The sequence below is a fragment of the Paenibacillus sp. LS1 genome (genome assembly GCF_026013365.1).
In the GTDB taxonomy this organism is placed as follows: domain Bacteria; phylum Bacillota; class Bacilli; order Paenibacillales; family Paenibacillaceae; genus Paenibacillus.
This window is the reverse complement of sequence record NZ_JAPDOE010000002.1, coordinates 113,143-131,353: the sequence shown is the minus strand read 5'-3', so window position 1 is coordinate 131,353 and position 18,211 is coordinate 113,143. Positions and strand designations below refer to the sequence as shown.

Sequence of the window (18,211 nt, the reverse complement as noted above, 5' to 3'; positions counted from 1 at the left end):
GGTTCAATTTTCACAGACAGAGTTGGTATAAATGACAAAAACATTGAAATTCCATTGTTGAACTCCGTTTCAGAATGATATAAAAAGTTACACGGAAACCAACCGGAAATCCGAATTGACCGCAAACAGGGGGAGCGTTCATGTCATTTGTAAAATCATTATTTTTTCAAATTATTGTAGCGGTAATCATCGGGATTGGCGTAGGCATCCTGTGGCCCGATCTGGGCAGTTTGCTACAACCGCTCGGAACAGGCTTCATTAAATTAATTAAGATGATCATCGCACCACTCATATTCATGGTGATTGTGACAGGCATTGCCAAGATTGGTGATCTGAAGTCCGTCGGACGCATTGGACTGAAAGCCATCGTGTGGTTCGAAATTGCAACTACAGTAGCGCTGTTACTCGGATTGGGAACAGCCAATCTGCTTCGCCCAGGTGCGGGAATGAACGTGGACCCTTCAACCATAGATGCAAGTGGCATTGAAGCGAAAACGAATGGTTCCGAATTGCCACATACGGTAGACTTTATCATGAATATTATTCCGACGAGTGTTGTGGACGCTTTTGCACAGAATGCGCTACTGCAAGTACTGCTCGTGGCCTGTCTGTTCGGGGTTGCACTGGCAGCAACAGAGAGTAAAGCGAAAGAAAATGTACTGACGCTGATTGAGAACCTGCTCGGAATTGTGTTCCGCATCATTGGTTATATCATGAAACTCGCACCGATTGGTGCATTTGGAGCCATGGCCTATACGGTTGGTGCTTATGGAGCTTCCACATTATCGTCCTTCGGACTGCTTATTCTGGCTTGTTACGGCGCAGCGCTGCTGTTTCTTGTTATGTTGGCACTCGCTGCCTGGTGGATCACCGGGCTGAATTTTCTGCAATTTGTGAAGTATACCCGTTCTGAAGTGATGCTGGTGATTGGAACGGGATCATCGGAAGTGGTGATGCCACGCATGATGGACAAGCTCACTAGGGCGGGTTGTGATCGTGCTGTTGTGGGGCTTGTGGTGCCGACGGGGTACTCGTTCAATCTGGATGGTGCTTCAATCTATCTATCGCTAGCGACAGTTTTTGTGGCTCAGGCCGTAGGTATTGAACTGACGTTTGTACAGCAGATTACAATTTTGCTAGTGTTGATGTTAAGTTCCAAAGGTATGGCAGGTGTACCTGGCTCCGCATTCTTGGCTCTGTCCGCGACGGCAGTAGCCGTCAATGCCTTCCCGGTAGCAGCGGTTGCTCTGCTGCTTGGTGCAGATCGCTTTATGGATACAATGCGTGTCTTTACAAACCTGATGGGAAACTGTGTCGCAGCGTTCGTAGTCGCAAAATGGGAAGGTCTGCTGGATCAGAAGCGAATGCGTGCCGTACTCTCTGGTGAGATCAGTGCTGCTGAACTGGAAAGAGAAGAGCAAGCTGCACTATCTCTATTGAAGTTGAATATGCAGGAAAAACAAGGGAAAGCCGTAGTTTCACCGGAGATGTCGTAAGAAGCGCGTCCTTGCTGTGGTGATTTATTAGTCAAATGACAGCTACTTTATAATAACAATCCATTACAACAGTAAAAACAGTAGAATACATTTAAAAAGCTCAACCAAGTTCAACCAAATTAGACCGTCTGTTGCCACTCCAATCGTGGGAAGAACAGACGGTTTCTTGTTTTCCCAATACAGATATCATTGGGTTTACGAACGCAGGTTCCAAAATAAATGTTACAGAGGAAAGATTTATGGGGAATGTGTAGAAGAGGCGAAGAATATACATATTATAGTTTCAACTTGTATATACATGTTTACTTATGTAATATAGATATGAAGTTAGCCGAGAACATCACATGAGAGCATTACAATTTATTGGAGGCGTTAACATGAGTTCTAATAACACAACTCCGTCATCTTGGTGGAAGACATCAACGGTGTATCAGGTATATCCGAAGAGCTTTAATGATACAACCGGATCGGGTACGGGAGATATTCGTGGATTAACCGAGAAGCTTGATTATTTGCAGCATCTGGGTATCGATATTGTGTGGTTGCAGCCGGTATATGTATCTCCGCAGCATGATAATGGGTATGACGTAGCGGACTATTATCGGATTAATCCGGATTATGGGACGATGAAGGATTTTGACGAACTACTGAAAGGTCTGAAGGCTCGTGATATGAAACTGATGATTGATATCGTGGTGAATCACTCCTCGACAGATCATGAGTGGTTCCAGCAATCCCGTTCTTCCAAGGATAATCCGTACAGGGATTATTATATTTGGAAAGATCCTGCTCCGGACGGCGGTGTGCCTAACAACTGGCAATCCAAGTTCGGTGGACCTGCATGGCAGTATGATGAACAGACGGGACAATATTTCCTGACTTTATTTGATAAAACGCAGGCAGATCTAAATTGGGAGAATGAAGAAGTACGCAAAGCTGTACGGGATATGATCAAGTTCTGGGCCGAAAAAGGTGTAGATGGTTTCCGTATGGACGTGATCAACCTGATCTCGAAAGACCAGCGTTTCCCGGATGACGATGGCAGCGTATCACCTGGTGATGGGCGCAAGTACTACACGGATGGACCCCGTGTACATGAATATATCACCGAGATGTACGACGAAGTATTCGGGCCTCACAACATGGTGACGGTAGGCGAGATGTCCTCCACAACACTGGAACACTGCATCCAATATTCGAACCCGGCTTCCCGGGAGTTCTCAATGACGTTCAACTTCCACCACCTGAAAGTGGATTATCCGAATGGTCAGAAATGGGAACTGATGCCGTATGATTTCGAAGCGATGAAACAGCTCTTCAGTGAGTGGCAGACAGGCATGCAAGCCGGTGGAGGCTGGAACGCGCTGTTCCTTAATAACCATGATCAGCCCAGGGCGCTGTCCCGATTCGCCGATGATGGTGACTACCGTGCCGAGAGTGCCAAGATGCTTGCAACAACGATACACGGAATGCAAGGTACACCTTATGTCTACCAGGGAGAAGAGATTGGCATGCCGAATCCAGTCTGGAATGACGTTAGTGAGTTCCGCGATATCGAATCGACGAACATGTACCGCCTGCTTCAGGAAGAACGAGGCAAATCCGCTGAAGAAGCTTTCAACATTGTAAAAGAGCGTTCCCGGGACAACTCCCGAACACCGATGCAGTGGAATGGAAGTAAGAACGCCGGATTTACTACCGGAACACCTTGGCTGAAGGTGGATGAAAGGTATCCGTCCATTCACGTGGAGCAGCAGCTGGCTGACCCGGATTCAATCTACTACCACTACCGCAAATTGATTGCCCTGCGTAAACAGGTTAACGTGCTGACTGACGGTCTCTATGAACGCCTGGACGATGCACACCCGGATGTATTCGCGTACGCACGGACCAATGGCAGTGAAACTCTAATTGTTGTATCAAACTTCAGTAAACGGGACGTCACGTTCTCGCTTCCGGAAGCGGTGTGGAATGATCATATTACAAATAAATCAGTAGAGTTACTCATTGGAAATACAGAGGTAGCGCCTGTACTGACACAGGAAATCTCCCTCAGTCCGTATGCATCCTATATGTGGCTTGTGCCACAACAGGACTAATCACATTTTATAAATAGGAAGTGACACTATGGCAATCGATAAAAAACAGGTTGAGGAGATCGTCCGGGCAGTCGGCGGCAAAGAGAATATTGAAGCTGCAACACACTGTGTTACACGACTCCGGTTTGCCTTGTACGATGAGAGTAAAGTGGATACTGAAAGTCTGGATCAGAATGATCTGGTTAAAGGACAATTCTCTTCCCAAGGACAATTCCAGGTCGTTATTGGGCCTGGTCTGGTAGATAAAGTCTATGATGAGATGATTCAGATTACCGGGGGAGATCGTTCTTCCAAGGATGATGTGAAAGCAGTTGCTGGTAAAAAGCAAAACCCAATCCAGCGAGCGATTAAAACACTCTCGGATATTTTCATTCCAATCTTGCCAGCGATCATCACGGCAGGTCTATTGCTCGGGATTAACAATATTCTGACAGGTCCAGGCATTTTCTTTGATGGAAAATCACTGGTGGATGTCTATCCAGCCTGGAAGGATCTTGCGTCCATTATTAATACAATCGCAAGTACAGCCTTTACGTTCCTGCCGGCTCTAATTGGTTGGGCAGCTGTAAAAAGGTTCGGCGGCAGTCCGCTGCTCGGGATCGTGCTGGGTCTCATTCTGGTACATCCCGATCTGCTGAGTGCATATGGTTACGCTGATGCTGTGAATAATGGCACGGTGCCAACATGGAATCTGTTCGGTTGGGAGATTGAGAAGATCGGTTATCAAGGGCAGGTTCTGCCAGTACTGGTATCGGCCTATCTGCTTGCGAAGATGGAAATTTTCCTGAACAAAAGGGTACATGATTCGATCAAACTGCTGGTCGTTGCACCAGTTACATTGCTGATTACCGGATTCCTGGCATTTACGATTATTGGACCGGTTACATTCGCCATTGCGAATGCAATCACATCTGGCTTGATCTATGTTTACGATTCCTACGCGGCGCTGGGCGGTCTGATCTACGGTGGTCTATACGCTTTGCTTGTTATCACCGGTATGCATCACACGTTCCTCGCGGTGGATGTTCAGCTCATTGGTAGTCAGGGCGGTACGTTCCTGTGGCCGATGCTGGCATTGTCCAATATCGCACAGGGTTCAGCGGCACTTGCGATGATGCTTGTCCTGCGTGAAAAGAAAATGAGAGGACTTGCTGCAACGTCCTCGGTGTCGGCCTTCCTCGGTGTAACCGAGCCGGCAATCTTCGGAGTGAATATCCGTTACCGTTATCCATTTATCTTCGGTATGATCGGTTCCGCGATTGGTGGTGTGCTGCTGACGATGAATAATGTTCAGGCAACCTCCATCGGTGTAGGTGGCGTACCTGGATTCCTATCGATTTTCCCTAACAAGTGGGGCGTCTTCTTCATCGGCATGGCGATTGTCCTGGTTGTACCGTTTGTACTGACCGTTATTTTTGGTAGAGCCAAAATGAGAAAAGAAGATCGCAATGAAAGTAATGAAAACGTTGCTGAGCCTAAAGCGGCTACATCGCAGTCTGCTTCGGGCGTTACCTCTGCGACTACAAATACAGATCCGAACCAGCGCACTCGTAGTGCGGCTCAAGTAGGGGATGAAGCCGTGAATACGCTGGAAATCATGGCGCCATTAACAGGCCAGGCCGTTTCACTGGAGCAAGTGCCTGATCCGGCGTTTGCCGAGAAACAAATGGGTGAAGGTGTAGCGATTGAGCCTTCCGGCAACGTGGTAGTTGCCCCGTTTGATGCTCAGGTCGCTCATGTAATCAAAAGCAAACATGCGATAATTCTTGAACATGCGAGTGGTTTACAGGTACTGATCCATGTCGGGATTAATACGGTATCCCTCAAGGGTGAAGGTTTCAATATGCATGTCGAAGCTGGCGAGCATGTAAAAGCAGGGCAAAAGCTGTTGGAATTCGATCGTAAGGTGATTGAAGATGCGGGCTACCCGCTGATTACACCGATTATCATTCCAGATGGTCAGGATATGGTTGAACGGGTGGAAGTCACGACAGGTGATGTTACATCCAATCAAAATGGTGTGCTGAAGGTTCATCTGAAAGGTTAATCAAATATAACAACAGGATGGGGGCTGCGTGATGCGCAGCTCCTTTTTTATGCTTTTTTGGTACGTTGAATAGAAATTTGATAGTTATAAAAGTGGTTTTACTGCCTTAAAAAGAGGTTTTACTATCTTGCCGGAATCCTGAAAAATCGATAGCATTTCAATAGTATACTATTGGTTTCACTCTAATTTGAATCACATAAAGGGGTAAGCACATGACAACTAACATGGCAAAAATAGCTGCACTTGTAACACCTTCGGAGAGACAGATCTCCTGGAATGAAATGGAGTTCTATGGATTTATTCATTTTACGGTGAATACATTCACTAACCAAGAGTGGGGTGACGGGAGCGAGTCTCCAGCGATTTTTAACCCCACCGCTTTTGATGCACATCAATGGGTAGATACTTGTAAGCTGGCCGGGATGAGTGGACTCATATTAACTTGTAAACACCATGATGGATTTAACCTGTGGCCGACTCAATTGACAGAACATTCTGTTAAAAACAGCCCATGGCGTGATGGACGGGGGGATATGGTCAAAGAAGTGGCGGATGCCTGTCGTGAAGGCGGAATCAAGTTTGGAGTGTATCTTTCACCTTGGGATCGTCATGAACCGTCCTATGGAGATTCAGAGGTATACAATGAATTTTTCGTAGGGCAATTGAAAGAGCTGCTTACAGGATATGGGGAAATCTTCTGTGTCTGGTTCGATGGAGCCTGCGGTGAGGGACCGAATGGCAAAAAACAGGTATATGACTGGGATCGCTATTATGAGGTAATCCGTGAACTTCAGCCAAATGCAGTCATTTCGGTATGTGGACCCGATGTGCGGTGGTGTGGTAATGAAGCAGGTCACACGAGAACTTCTGAATGGAGTGTCGTTCCAGCTTCCATGCTGGATAATGAGAAAATTCAGGAGAATTCGCAACAGGTGGATGATGGTATGTTTGCCAAGCGAGTTCCCTCCCAAGATGAGGATCTGGGAAGCCGTGGGGTTGTAGAAGCGGCCGATGGACTTGCCTGGTATCCTGCTGAAGTGAATACCTCGATCCGCCCGGGCTGGTTCTACCATCCCCAGGAAGATGATCAGGTACGTTCCACGGATGAGCTGCTGGACATTTATTATGGCTCCGTAGGAGGTAATGGAACATTTTTGTTGAATCTTCCACCGACTCCGAGCGGACGCATTCATGAACATGATGTACAGCGCATGAAGGAGCTTGGGGACGTGCTGAGACACACTTTTGCAACAGATCTGGCAGTAGATGTAAAAGCTTCCTGCTCTTCGATGTTGGACGAGCATCATCATGCTAACCGGGTGGTGGACGAGCGAACTGATACATGGTGGAGTGCGCCAGAAGGGATGGAGGAGGCCTGGATTGAACTGGACTTGGGCGAGGAACACTCTATTGACCACGCTGTGTTAATGGAACATATTCGTAGTGGACAGCGGATTGAACGTTTTCGTTTGGAATGCCGGGGAGAAGAGGAAGAATGGACAGAAATTTCAAGCGGCACAGTAGTGGGGTACAAAAAAATACTTCGATTCCCTGCTGTTCATGCAAGATTTATTCGTTTGATGATTGAAGAGTCCAGGTGGTGTCCTACTTTGCAAAAATTTGGCGTGTATTATGCAGGGAAGAACTGCTAATAAAATATGAAAGTTGCTCTTTAACGAACCTAGACAGGATGGAGTTCTGTACAGGTTCGTTTTTATTATTTGTCTCGTGGTAAACTGTACATAGGATGAATTAACGGAAGGTCATGCTAACCATGAGTGAAAGGTATCGTCCGATAAAGCAAGCTACAGGCATGTTCGGGTAGTGGTATTCATATGGTGGAGAAAGAGATTCTAGGCGATTGATGAGGAGGAGAGCCATGACACGTGTTGCGGTGATGGTTATTCATGGGCTGGGTATGCGAAAGGAAGGCTACGCGGACAAGCTGATTGCTTGTTTGCATAAGGAATTGGATCAGGTGATGGTCCTGCCTGGAGCCGCCAAACAGATGCTGGATATCGAACCTGTATATTGGGCCGACGTATTTGAGGAGCGGGAAGAGGCGCTGTTTCAGCAGCTCGTCAGCTCTCCGGGTTTGAACTACCAGACACTACGCCGATTTGTCATCCATTATCTCGCTGATGCGGTTGCTTATCAACCGGTGGAAAATCAAGGCCATAACTATGATGCCGTACATCGAACGTTGAACCAGGCGCTGCATACCCTTGCACAGCGTAACGGCCCGGAGGCTCCGCTCTGTGTGGTTGCACATAGTTTGGGTGCAGTAATCGCAAGTAACTTCTTCTACGATCTGCAATATCCGTCCAGTCGTGTTCCTGAGATTTTGGATGTGAACTCGGCTTTGGAGCGGGGGGACACGTTGACCAATTTTTACTCGTTTGGTACAACCCTGCCCTTATGGAGTTTGCGTTACCATGACTTTAGCTGCCCGATTCAGGTGCCCTCCTCCCATGTGAATCACTATTATGCCGGGCTGGAAGGGGAATGGGTGAACTTCTATGATCGGGATGATATTCTGGGTTATCCGCTGCGTCCCATTGATCCGGCTTATGAGAAAGCTGTCAAAGAAGACATTGAAGTGAACTCGGGTGGCCTAGCCTTGAGCTGGAATCCACTAAGTCATGGAGGATATTTCACCAATGCAAGCATGAATCGCAGAATCGCGCAGGGGCTGGCTCGAACCTGGACCTGGATAAATCGTTCATAATTAAGAGGTACTGAAAACCGGTCTTTTTGAACACGTATTGTAAGTGTATTGAAATTAGGAGGGAATATGTATGGAATGCAGGACAGGCTGTGCCGCATGTTGTATCGCGATTTCCATATCATCACCGATACCGGGCATGGCTCATGGCAAGCCGGCAGGTGTACGCTGTGTGCAGCTTACCGATGATAATCGCTGCGGAATTTTTGGCCAAAAAGAGCGTCCTGCTGTATGCAGTGGATTGCAGGCTGAGGAAGAGATGTGTGGTAGCACCGATCAGGAAGCCTTTGATATTCTAACCTGGTTGGAGCAAGAAACCGCACCAAAGGTAATCTGAGTATTGCTGAAGATGAGTCTGTACAAGTAAAAGAGAGTATCCGCAGGATGTGATATCAAGTGGATACTCTCTTTGTCATGGAATCGGAGCGAAAAATGATCATTGAAAGGAAGACTTTTTTCTCAACATATGTACGAGAATTATCTTCAGTACGGAAGAGACAACGAAGAAAATAAACAGGATGCGGAACAATTGATATCCGGATACAACCGAAAGGTCAGCATTCACTTCATGTGCCATGATACTCATCTGATCCATGCCGCCAGGGGCCATACTGAGTAGTGAGGTTGCCGCTGAGAGAGAGAACACATTCATTAACAGATAACTTAATCCAAGCGCACCAGCAATGAGCAGTACACTGCTAATCACCGCTAGGGTCACTGTCTGTGTCTTACGTTGCAACTGTTCCGGCTTGAGCATCAGTCCAACGTGACTGCCTATCATCAATTGCGATACGTTCAGCAGGGAGTTTGGCAGACTGGGCGTGTGCATGGCTGTACTTAATTGAATGACACACATAACGATCATGGGACCCAGCATAAACGCAGTCGGAAACCGGAGTTTGCGTGCAACCCACGCACCCGCTACACAGAGCGGGGCATAGAGGAGGATCTCGGGGAAAAGGGCTCCCCACGTTGCTATGTCAATGAGCGGCTGACCTGAACCGCCACCTGCGGTACCTCCAATCCATGGACTAAACAGCAGGAACGGAACACAGAAGACAATCATGATCAGCCGAGTCACTTGCAAAAAGGTAACCAGCGTCAGATTGATGGATTTCATCTCTTCTGCGAGGGACACCATCTGGGATAGTCCTCCTGGAATACTCCCAACCAGCAGGGAGGGAAAGTCAAAATCAGTCACCTTCGAAGCGATGTAGGCTGTAAGGACACACAACCCGATTAACAACAAGGTCATCAGCAGCATCATGGGAAGTTGTTGCAAAATGCCATGCAGTGCCTCTTCTGTTAAGGTGAGTCCAATCGAATAGCCAACAATGAGAATGCCATAGTCCCGGATGGAGGCAGGCCACATGAGTGGCCATTTGGCGACTTGGGAACCAAGCAGCATGAATACCATTGGCCCGAGCAACCACGGGATCGGTGTATGAATGACTGTGAACAACAATCCGCCAAGAACAGAGACACCCAGACTAAGAAAAAACCGAAAGACAACGTAGGAACCAAGCTTGCGCATCAGTTCCATCCGTTTAGCCTACCGGTTGAATGAGGTGATATGAAATTCAGGTATGCATTCAGGTTCAATGAAAGATTCATGTTCATATATGATCACTCCTGATGATGAGATACGTTGCGTTATCTGCGGAACAACCAGACTGCTTCTGTTCAACTTATCAAGATCCTGCAAGAGCCGTAGCGGAAGGCTTGGGTTCTCTGAACATTACATAGTACATCAGTGATGAAATGACATATAAACTGCCTGTGATGCTGAATGTGATCGCGTAACCCCAATACGTTCCGTACGTGGTTACCAGATAGGATTGGACAGGTCCCATGGTCGCCCAACCTATCATGAACGCGGTCTGCATCAGTGAATTAGCTATGCCGCGGCGTTTGTCCGAGATTCGATCCACCAGTATGGCTGAATGAATGGGATTGGCTGCATTCATCAATGCTTGTCTGAATAAGAAACTCAGCGAAGCGATGAACAACAGATTGGTAAAGCCTGTTAATAGAAGGAAGGGCAGCGACATGACCTGGAAAATAACAACGGCTCGTACGCTCCCGACTTTTGCTGCCAGGGTAGGACCAATCAGCATCGATACAATCGTCATAATCTGGCCGAGTGCAATCAGCAGACTCATGCCACTCAAAGAAACGGAGAAGCGATTGGTGAAATACAGATTCAGATACGGTACAACCAGTCCGGAACCTAATCCGATTAATAACTGGGTCACTACAAACTGACCAATCAGTCGGGAATCTTTTTTCTTGGTGATCGAATCATTCGTACTTGAGGTATTCGTCAAACTTTCTTTCAGATCCGCATTGGGTTGAGGATCAGATTGCGCCGGAATTGGTGTCTGCGGAGCAGCCTTGCCTTCGGTTACAAATAACAGTGGAATAAATGCAGCCAGTGTTGCTGCACCACCGACAAATAAAACCGTCTGCAATCCGGTGACTTTGGCGAGTCCTGCCGTATGTAACAAATCTGCGAATACACCGCCACCCAGGCTACCAAGCACCTGGGAAGCGAGCACAAGGGATGAATAATAACTGAACATCTTCAGCCGCTGGCTTTTCTTGACGTTTTCCGCCAGATAAGGAATGGCCAGTACTTGGAATACTCCAGCGAAAAGGCCAGAGAGAACCGCGAACCAGATCAGTCCTGTAGCCGAATAATCGAAGGAGCGTCCGATCAGAAATATGCCGCTGAATAACGCCCCGGTAATGAGTAATCGCTTGCGGCTGAACAGATCACCGCATAGACCGATAGGAACAAACATAATGGCTGTTGCGAGTGATTGAATACTTACAATCTGGCCGTTCATTGTATCATTATAGCCCAGACCCTGAATGTACAGATTGTACAAGACAGAGAACATGCCATTTCCGATCTGATACAGAATGCTAGCCAGGAAAAACAGTTGAATATTGCGGGACCAGCCGCGAATTTCATCATGAATCTGTCGTAAAACTCTCAAGTGGTTCCCTCCAGTCTGCCTGTGCAGTGATTCCAGTTTAACAGGAAAGGAGAATTTGCGGAAGAATTGACCACTGTTTATTTTGGTATAGGGGTATCAATCACACGAGCGATGACGAAACCGTCGTAACCTTTGCTACCGACGGTTTGCAGAGCTGTGGCTTCAAGCCGGGGGTTACTGGCAATCAACTGCAGGAAGGACCGAACGCCTAGAACTCTGGGGTCCGTGCTGTCCGCGCGAATCACTTCACCGTCCCTGACAATATTATCACCAATAATAAGACTCCCCGGCTGAGTCAGTCGCAGGGCCCATCTCAGATAATCGGGATTACTCGGTTTGTCCGCATCGATGAAGATCATATCAAACGGTTCCCGGTATTCTTCCTGAACATCGGGAAGAGTGGTCAGGGCAGGACCAATTCTCAGGTCAACCTTGTGTAGGAGTCCCGCACGTGTGAGATTGGCTTGCGCCAATTCTGCATGACGTGGTTCGGATTCCAGTGAGACGATGCGTCCGTGTTCAGGCAGTGCTCTTGCCATCCATATGGTACTGTATCCACCCAGTGTGCCGATTTCAAGCACACGGGATGCGCCTTGGATTTGAAGCAGAAGTTGGAGTAACTTTCCTTGATTCGGTGTTACGTCATGAGCGGGCAGACCAGCTTTGGCATTGGTTTGCAGTGTTTGCTCCAACAAGGTATCCGAGGGAACCAGCAGATCATTCATGTAGTCGTCAACTTGGGTCCAGGTATGCTGTGGGTCGGTCGTATTTATATTTTTCATCTTCAGATGTTCCTTTCTTTGTTTCTTGTATTGGATTTCATAACTCAACTATAAATGGAGTCGATATATAAATAAAATATATAATATGTATATTAATATAACTTTAGATTATGTATTTGACGTGGAAGAGGTGTAGCAAATGAATCTGCATGGATTACGATTATTTCATGCCATTGTGAGATATGGTGGGGTCACTCGTGCCGCAGAGGAATTGAATATTAGTCAGCCTGCGGTATCTTCCCAAGTGAAGAAGTTTGAACGTGAGCTGGGTATCCGACTTTTTGCTTCGGAGGGAAGAAGATTGGTGCTTACGGATGCCGGGATGCAGTTAACAGGTTATGCCGAGCGTCTGTTCATGCTGGAGCAGGATGTCGAGAATTTTGTGCAGGATTTTCGGGAGGGTAAGAAAGGAATGATACGTCTTACGGCAACCTACTTGCCTTCGAATTTTCTGTTGCCGGGCTGGATTGCGCGGTTTAAGCAATTGCACGAGGATGTGGAGATTGTTGTGAGCACAACCAACACCCGGATGGCTTTTGACCAATTGCTTCGTTATGAGGCAGAGATTGCAGTGTATGGTGGAAGTGGCATTACACATGCAGGTGTGCAATGGGATGAATTGTTTGACGATGAGATGTGGTTTGTTGTGCACCCTGACCATCCGTACGTGGGAAAAGAAATCGAGCTGCATGAGATGATGGCAGAACCGTTCATCATGCGCGAAGAAGGCAGTGCTACGCGTGAGCGACTCGTTTCCCTTTGCACCACAAATAACCTGGCCGCTCCCCGCATTGCGCTTCAGTTCAACGGGCTGAATGAAACGATTAGTGCGGTGAAGGCAGGTTATGGGGCCAACTTTATATCTTCTTTGGTTGTGAACGAAGATGTGCATCAAGGCAGGCTGGCACGTGTGTACGTTCGAGGTGTACAACTGAGAAATACGATTGCCGTATGTACAAGAGCAGGGGAAGTGTTGTCGCCTGCTGCACAGCAACTGGTCAAGTTTATCCGCCAAGAGGCTGCTTTGATGAAATAAAAAGTGCGTTGTATTTAAAAATGAATAGGTTGCTTATTCGGCTATTAACTTTCGCTTTGTTGTGAAGTTCCCCAAGCATGTAATCGGGCGTAAAGGGTTACGCCGCCAATGATCAGGACAGGAATCCAGACTGCGATCATGGGCACACGGTGGAACAGCAATGCGGCTGCAATGACGCCGACCAAATAGATAACAACAGCACCCGCACGAAGGTAGGAGTCTGTAGATAAGGCTTTGACCAGTGATCGGATATTGGCATGTCGCAGCCTCTTAAGGATGCTTACGGTGTCCTCAACCACAGCGGCGAGATTATTGGTGAGCACGGTTGTTGAGATGCCGGCAATTCCAATTCGGCGTGCCGCAGTCGTTTGCATCCCCATTGCAACGGCTAGTATGACAATTAACAGATAAGACAGTTGTTCTGAAAATGGACTAATCATGGCGATCGCGAACAGCAGGAGCAATATGCTTTCAACAGTAAATACGGCTGTGACCTTAGAGGACCAGCCATTTTTGGTCTGCACATGTCCAATCATATGTGCTGCAATGGCATTTCCGGCAATAAAACCGATGAGGGCTAGCAGTGACCGCAACACGACAAATTCCTGCGCACGGGCGATGGCAATACCGAGCAGTACAATATTTCCCGTCATATTGGCTGTGAGCACATGCCCTAGTCCCAGATATCCGATCAGATCCACCATTCCGGCAGACATGCAGAGAAGGAGCATGGCGTATTTTTGGAGGGTGCTTTGATTCATCAGATTCATCCTTTCAAAAAAACGTAACCCCTCCAGTATACAGCCATAACGCATGATTCTTCAAAATGAAATTCATGGTGCGGGACTACGGTGCCGTAAGCCAATCAAACATATTGTTCACCGCTGCCTCATGTATCCTCTCGTGAAAATGATGATCCTGCCCGCCATAGGCGTGAAACGTAACGTTCGCACCTCCGCGCTTAAGCCAGTGATACATTCGGGTTCCGTGACTATAATTCACCTGTGTATCTGATGTACCATGCATGATTAGCACAGGACAAGAGAGTTTGTTTGCATTCGACAAGGGAGATCGGGCGAGATAAGCTTCTGGAACTGCGCGTGGGGAACCACCCAGCACCCGTTTCAATGTGCGTCTTAGGTCGATACGCTCATGGTAAGTGCGTTCCACATCGGTGACACCACTCCAAAGAACTAACTTATGTGCTTGATCAGGTCCCTCATTGTAGACAGTTGCAGTATGTACGGCATTAATAGCTCCACGAGAGAAGCCCATTAACGATATGCGAGTTGAGTCGGCAAAAGGCAAACGCTGAACCAACCGGTAAGCCGCATGCACATCTTCGGCATCTTTCCCGCCATACTCGTCACGACCTTCACCTCCTTCGTTGCCACGATAGGATGGAGCGAACACGATATAACCTTTCTGTACAAATTGCTCAAGCCAAACGGTATTAACACCGCCATAGCTGCCAAGTCCGCCGCGACAATAGATCAGTACCGGCCACTGTTCCGGTATGTTATCCGTATCATGCATTGTTGTAGCAGGGTAGTGGCTGGCGAGCGGCTGTAGATGTAGAGACTTATGTATGGAAGCGAGGTCCAAAAAGGCAGAGGAGTCAGAGAATGGATGAGAAGTTTCATCTGTGAGAGCAGATAACGAACAACCGTGTGGCAGAAATAAATAAGCTTTAACCCGAAGCGTATCGGACGAATACGTCACTTGATAGAGCAGGGAGATCCACCTCCTTTATTAGTAATAACGGGCCAAATGACAGGGATGCTTCTATATGATGCACGTAAAATAAGATCCCATACCTTCCGGCCGAATCGCCAGCCCGAATGTGAGAAATTCGTTTATTGGCTCCATATGATTTATAATGGTTCAGGAGACATGTGGATTGACCGCTGTCCTCATATTTATAAAACTAACTTTAGTGTGCAGAAAGAAAGGGAGAAAGCTATGATGAACGCTCCACATCCAATTGATCAATTCAAGAAATTTAAATATGAAATTACCAGATTTATGATGATCTATAAATTTGCTCTGGATCAAATGGAGACCAAGATTGAAGTCCTGAAGGAAGAGTTCCAGTCTCTGCATGATTACAGTCCAATTGAGCATACGAAGTCCAGACTGAAGTCACCTGAGAGCATTATGAACAAGATGTTCCGCAAAAATCATGAGTTAACGTTTGAGAGCATCAAGCAAAATATCAAGGATATCGCCGGGGTGCGGATTACATGTTCCTTTATCTCGGACATCTATCGCATTAAGGATATGCTGTGCAATCAGAGTGACTTGCGTGTGCTGGAGGTCAAAGACTACATCGAAAATCCGAAGCCAAATGGCTACCAAAGTCTTCACTTGCTAGTCGAAGTGCCTGTGTACATGTCCAATGGTGAGGAACGAGCTTGTGTGGAGATCCAGATCCGTACAATCGCGATGGATTTCTGGGCGAGTCTGGAGCATAAGATTTTTTATAAATACAATAAAGATGTTCCCGAGCATTTGACCAGAGAACTGAAAAGTGCGGCAGACTCTGCGAATGCGCTGGATCAGCAGATGGAACGACTTCACCGGGAAATTCAAGAGATCAAAGACGCCGAGAACGAGCGGGATGAAGAAGAACTACGCCGTATTATTATTAACAATCAACAGTTCACACTGCCGTCTAACTTGCTCAAGCTGCTGGGTAGCGGGGAGTAGTACTCGATGAAAAGTACAACAGCCTCATTGAACACGAATTCCACATCGCGTGTGCGAATGGCATTAATTCTGGGGACGCTGTCGGCCTTCGGGCCGTTGTCCCTGGATATGTATTTGCCCGCATTGCCCACGCTGGCTGATGAGTTCGGCTCATCTACCTCGTATGCTCAGCTCAGTCTGACGGCGTGTATGATTGGACTTGCGGTTGGTCAGTTGCTTGCAGGTCCTCTAAGTGATGTACGTGGTCGGCGAACACCGCTCATCGCAGGGCTTGTGCTCTATACCATCGCATCCATACTCTGCCTGGTCAGCCCCACGATGGGCTCTTTTGTTGTGCTGCGATTCATTCAGGGTGTAGCCGGAGCGGCCGGTATTGTCATCTCGCGTGCAATCGTAAGAGACGTATATTCGGGCCCGGAACTGACACGGTTTTTCTCCCTGTTAATGCTGATTAACGGTGTAGCACCGATCGCGGCACCGATCATTGGTGGACAGTTGTTGACATATACGTCGTGGCGCGGCGTGTTTATTTTGTTGAGTCTCATCGGTATACTAACGCTGTTTGCTGTCATTTTCGGTCTTGGAGAAACATTACCTGCCAACCGCAGATCAAGCGGGGGACTGAAACAGACCTTGATCACGTTTCGCCAAATCGCAGGGGATCGTCAGTTTATGGGTTATGCATTAACCCAGGGCTTCGTAGCAGCTGGAATGTTTGCCTACATTTCAGGTTCACCGTTTGTGCTTCAGAAAATATATGGGGTATCCCCGCAAATGTTCAGTGTTTGCTTCGCCATTAACGGGCTAGGCATTATTATGGCTAGTCAGATTGCTGGCAGACTTGCAGGGAAAGTATCTGAAACCCGCCTGTTAATTGCGGGGCTGCTAACCGCGGCGCTGGGAGGAACTTCACTACTCATCGCGATCCTGGTTGGAGGCAATCTGATCTCTGTGCTGATTCCGTTATTTTTGGTGGTATCCAGTGTCGGGTTGGTCAATACCGCGTCCTTCGCCCTGGCTATGGCTAACCAGGAGAAGTCGGCAGGCAGTGCGTCTGCACTTATAGGAGTGATGACGTTCCTGTTTGGAGGTATTGTCGCTCCGCTCGTAGGTCTCGGAGGAGAAGGAACAGCTGTGCCAATGGGAATCGTTATCGCATGTGCTGATCTCGGTGCCTTGGTGATTTACTTCCTAATGGTCAGTAGAGGCAGGAAGCGTCAGAACGATCCGGCACTAAGTTAAAAGTACTGATTCTGTACGCCCTGCTTTTGCGGAGTTTACTAGTTTAAGGGGAATTCTGGTTAAAAGAATGAATAAAGAGCCCCACTTGGAAGGAATCTTGCTTCCAAGTGGGGCTCTTGCTTGTAGGTAAGGACAAGTTAGCAGAGCGCAAACAAAATCTGTGTGTTCAGCAAAATACCTGGCGTCTGGAATGGATAGAAGTACCCCACTACAAAACCAAACAGATTAATGGCAGGCCACATCAGGTAGACATCATTGTAAGTGAATACAAGGGACCATCGATTGTAGCAAAAGTTGGGCAGTGCACGTTCTTCATTATCCCGAGGTGCCGCTACACCAGTTTGTGCAAATTGCACTGCTTGAGTGAGACTTTGTGGCTGTTGCTGGAGGAAGAGCGGAAGCAGACCCGGGCTGCTTTTGATCAGGTTATACAGAAAAAGCATTTCTGCCGGAGGCTGACCGACCGGACGAGGATAGGCACTAAGTAGCGTAGGCAGATTGCCTTGAGCCAGTTGCGCAGGTACGCCCGGTGTTGTGCCTGGGATTGTACCCGGAATGCCTCCAGGGATATATGGACCTGGTCCTCCGCCTGGAATGAATGGAGGATAGGAGCCTTGGCCGCCAGGTAGACCAGGAAACGTCGGACCACCCGGTGTGCCGCCACCTCCACCACCTGGGAACAGTGGGGGCAATTGAAATGAACGGTCTTCTCCATAACTTATATAAGGGTTATATACGTAACTCATGTACAGAACATCCTTCCTGTCGTTGTATTCTGCAATCAGCATATGGCGGCATCCGCCTATAGGTGAATGCCGCCAAGAAGATTGTATATGATCTATATAGTTGAACTAATCATTAACACCAAACGGAGAAGATAGAAAAAACCTGAAAAAGCGAAGCGCTCGTATTTATCACCGGATTTTCCCTTAGAGAAAGGGGAATCGAAAAAATCTGGGGATAACAGCGATTGGAAGGTTGTTCTATCATCGAAGCGTCTGTGTAAATAATCTTTAGTTCAACTTTATAGCGCAGAGCATAATCGAATTGACAAGTGAACTGATAACAATTAC

At 47.5% G+C, this 18,211-nt stretch carries 15 protein-coding genes; 9 read left to right on the top strand and 6 right to left on the bottom strand.

All coding sequences use genetic code 11. The annotated features are described in order from the left end of the window. Window positions 1–140: 140 nt before the first annotated feature. The 6 genes from dctA to OM416_RS09860 all read left to right on the top strand — a co-directional run bounded on the left by dctA (window position 141) and on the right by OM416_RS09860 (window position 8,704). Window positions 141–1,496, top strand: a complete 1,356-nt coding sequence (gene dctA / locus OM416_RS09885; protein ID WP_264929051.1) for a C4-dicarboxylate transporter DctA — start codon at window positions 141–143, stop codon at window positions 1,494–1,496. Window positions 1,497–1,873: 377 nt separating this feature from the next. Then, entirely contained in the window at window positions 1,874–3,595 is a 1,722-nt protein-coding gene (gene treC / locus OM416_RS09880) for an alpha,alpha-phosphotrehalase (RefSeq protein ID WP_264929050.1), read from the top strand. Between the two features lie 28 nt (window positions 3,596–3,623). Beyond that, the gene (treP, locus tag OM416_RS09875) at window positions 3,624–5,642 is read left to right on the top strand and encodes a PTS system trehalose-specific EIIBC component (protein WP_264929049.1); all 2,019 of its coding nucleotides are present in this window, start codon (window positions 3,624–3,626) and stop codon (window positions 5,640–5,642) included. A gap of 212 nt (window positions 5,643–5,854) precedes the next feature. Then, the gene (locus OM416_RS09870) at window positions 5,855–7,294 is read left to right on the top strand and encodes an alpha-L-fucosidase (RefSeq protein ID WP_264929048.1); all 1,440 of its coding nucleotides are present in this window, start codon (window positions 5,855–5,857) and stop codon (window positions 7,292–7,294) included. 227 nt (window positions 7,295–7,521) lie between these two features. Then, the gene (locus tag OM416_RS09865; RefSeq protein ID WP_264929047.1) at window positions 7,522–8,370 is read left to right on the top strand and encodes a chemotaxis protein; all 849 of its coding nucleotides are present in this window, start codon (window positions 7,522–7,524) and stop codon (window positions 8,368–8,370) included. 70 nt (window positions 8,371–8,440) lie between these two features. Next, window positions 8,441–8,704: a YkgJ family cysteine cluster protein gene (locus OM416_RS09860; protein ID WP_076217045.1), complete on the top strand. Its 264-nt coding sequence runs from the start codon at window positions 8,441–8,443 to the stop codon at window positions 8,702–8,704. Between the two features lie 99 nt (window positions 8,705–8,803). Here the strand turns inward: OM416_RS09860 and OM416_RS09855 are convergent, their stop codons facing one another. From OM416_RS09855 to OM416_RS09845, 3 genes are all read right to left on the bottom strand, one after another. Beyond that, the gene (locus OM416_RS09855) at window positions 8,804–9,910 is read right to left on the bottom strand and encodes an AbrB family transcriptional regulator (protein WP_264929046.1); all 1,107 of its coding nucleotides are present in this window, start codon (window positions 9,908–9,910) and stop codon (window positions 8,804–8,806) included. Between the two features lie 148 nt (window positions 9,911–10,058). Beyond that, window positions 10,059–11,369 (bottom strand): MFS transporter, encoded by a 1,311-nt coding sequence (locus OM416_RS09850; protein ID WP_264929045.1) that lies wholly within the window; start codon window positions 11,367–11,369, stop codon window positions 10,059–10,061. A 77-nt stretch (window positions 11,370–11,446) separates the two neighbouring features. Further along, window positions 11,447–12,151 carry an O-methyltransferase gene (locus OM416_RS09845; RefSeq protein ID WP_264929044.1) on the bottom strand — a complete coding sequence of 235 codons (705 nt, stop codon included), beginning with the start codon at window positions 12,149–12,151 and terminating at the stop codon, window positions 11,447–11,449. A gap of 139 nt (window positions 12,152–12,290) precedes the next feature. Here OM416_RS09845 and OM416_RS09840 point away from each other — a divergent pair, with 139 nt between their 5' ends. After that, window positions 12,291–13,187, top strand: coding sequence for a LysR family transcriptional regulator (locus OM416_RS09840; protein WP_264929043.1), 897 nt, complete (start codon window positions 12,291–12,293; stop codon window positions 13,185–13,187). Between the two features lie 44 nt (window positions 13,188–13,231). Here OM416_RS09840 and OM416_RS09835 read toward each other — a convergent pair whose 3' ends face one another. Next, complete coding sequence (locus tag OM416_RS09835; protein ID WP_264929042.1) at window positions 13,232–13,948, bottom strand: YoaK family protein; 717 nt, start codon at window positions 13,946–13,948, stop codon at window positions 13,232–13,234. Between the two features lie 85 nt (window positions 13,949–14,033). Next, a complete protein-coding gene (locus OM416_RS09830; protein WP_264929041.1) occupies window positions 14,034–14,909 on the bottom strand; it encodes an alpha/beta hydrolase family protein in 876 nt (291 codons plus the stop codon). 243 nt (window positions 14,910–15,152) lie between these two features. On the opposite strand from OM416_RS09830, the gene OM416_RS09825 reads away from it, so the two are divergent. Then, window positions 15,153–15,896, top strand: coding sequence for a GTP pyrophosphokinase family protein (locus tag OM416_RS09825; protein WP_062834047.1), 744 nt, complete (start codon window positions 15,153–15,155; stop codon window positions 15,894–15,896). Between the two features lie 6 nt (window positions 15,897–15,902). Continuing rightward, on the top strand, window positions 15,903–17,138 hold the full coding sequence (locus tag OM416_RS09820) for a multidrug effflux MFS transporter (RefSeq protein ID WP_264929040.1): 1,236 nt from the start codon (window positions 15,903–15,905) through the stop codon (window positions 17,136–17,138). A 137-nt stretch (window positions 17,139–17,275) separates the two neighbouring features. Here OM416_RS09820 and OM416_RS09815 read toward each other — a convergent pair whose 3' ends face one another. Next, on the bottom strand, window positions 17,276–17,884 hold the full coding sequence (locus tag OM416_RS09815) for a hypothetical protein (RefSeq protein ID WP_264929039.1): 609 nt from the start codon (window positions 17,882–17,884) through the stop codon (window positions 17,276–17,278). Between the last annotated feature and the right edge of the window lie 327 nt (window positions 17,885–18,211).

Bases quoted from the DNA above. Each gene is read 5' to 3' on its own strand.
- dctA (WP_264929051.1), top strand. From the start codon at position 141: ATGTCATTTGTAAAATCATTATTTTTTCAAATTATTGTAGCGGTAATC.
- treC (WP_264929050.1), top strand. From the start codon at position 1,874: ATGAGTTCTAATAACACAACTCCGTCATCTTGGTGGAAGACATCAACG.
- treP (WP_264929049.1), top strand. From the start codon at position 3,624: ATGGCAATCGATAAAAAACAGGTTGAGGAGATCGTCCGGGCAGTCGGC.
- OM416_RS09870 (WP_264929048.1), top strand. From the start codon at position 5,855: ATGACAACTAACATGGCAAAAATAGCTGCACTTGTAACACCTTCGGAG.
- OM416_RS09865 (WP_264929047.1), top strand. From the start codon at position 7,522: ATGACACGTGTTGCGGTGATGGTTATTCATGGGCTGGGTATGCGAAAG.
- OM416_RS09860 (WP_076217045.1), top strand. From the start codon at position 8,441: ATGGAATGCAGGACAGGCTGTGCCGCATGTTGTATCGCGATTTCCATA.
- OM416_RS09855 (WP_264929046.1), bottom strand. From the start codon at position 9,910: ATGGAACTGATGCGCAAGCTTGGTTCCTACGTTGTCTTTCGGTTTTTT.
- OM416_RS09845 (WP_264929044.1), bottom strand. From the start codon at position 12,151: ATGAAAAATATAAATACGACCGACCCACAGCATACCTGGACCCAAGTT.
- OM416_RS09840 (WP_264929043.1), top strand. From the start codon at position 12,291: ATGAATCTGCATGGATTACGATTATTTCATGCCATTGTGAGATATGGT.
- OM416_RS09835 (WP_264929042.1), bottom strand. From the start codon at position 13,948: ATGAATCAAAGCACCCTCCAAAAATACGCCATGCTCCTTCTCTGCATG.
- OM416_RS09825 (WP_062834047.1), top strand. From the start codon at position 15,153: ATGAACGCTCCACATCCAATTGATCAATTCAAGAAATTTAAATATGAA.
- OM416_RS09820 (WP_264929040.1), top strand. From the start codon at position 15,903: ATGAAAAGTACAACAGCCTCATTGAACACGAATTCCACATCGCGTGTG.
- OM416_RS09815 (WP_264929039.1), bottom strand. From the start codon at position 17,884: ATGAGTTACGTATATAACCCTTATATAAGTTATGGAGAAGACCGTTCA.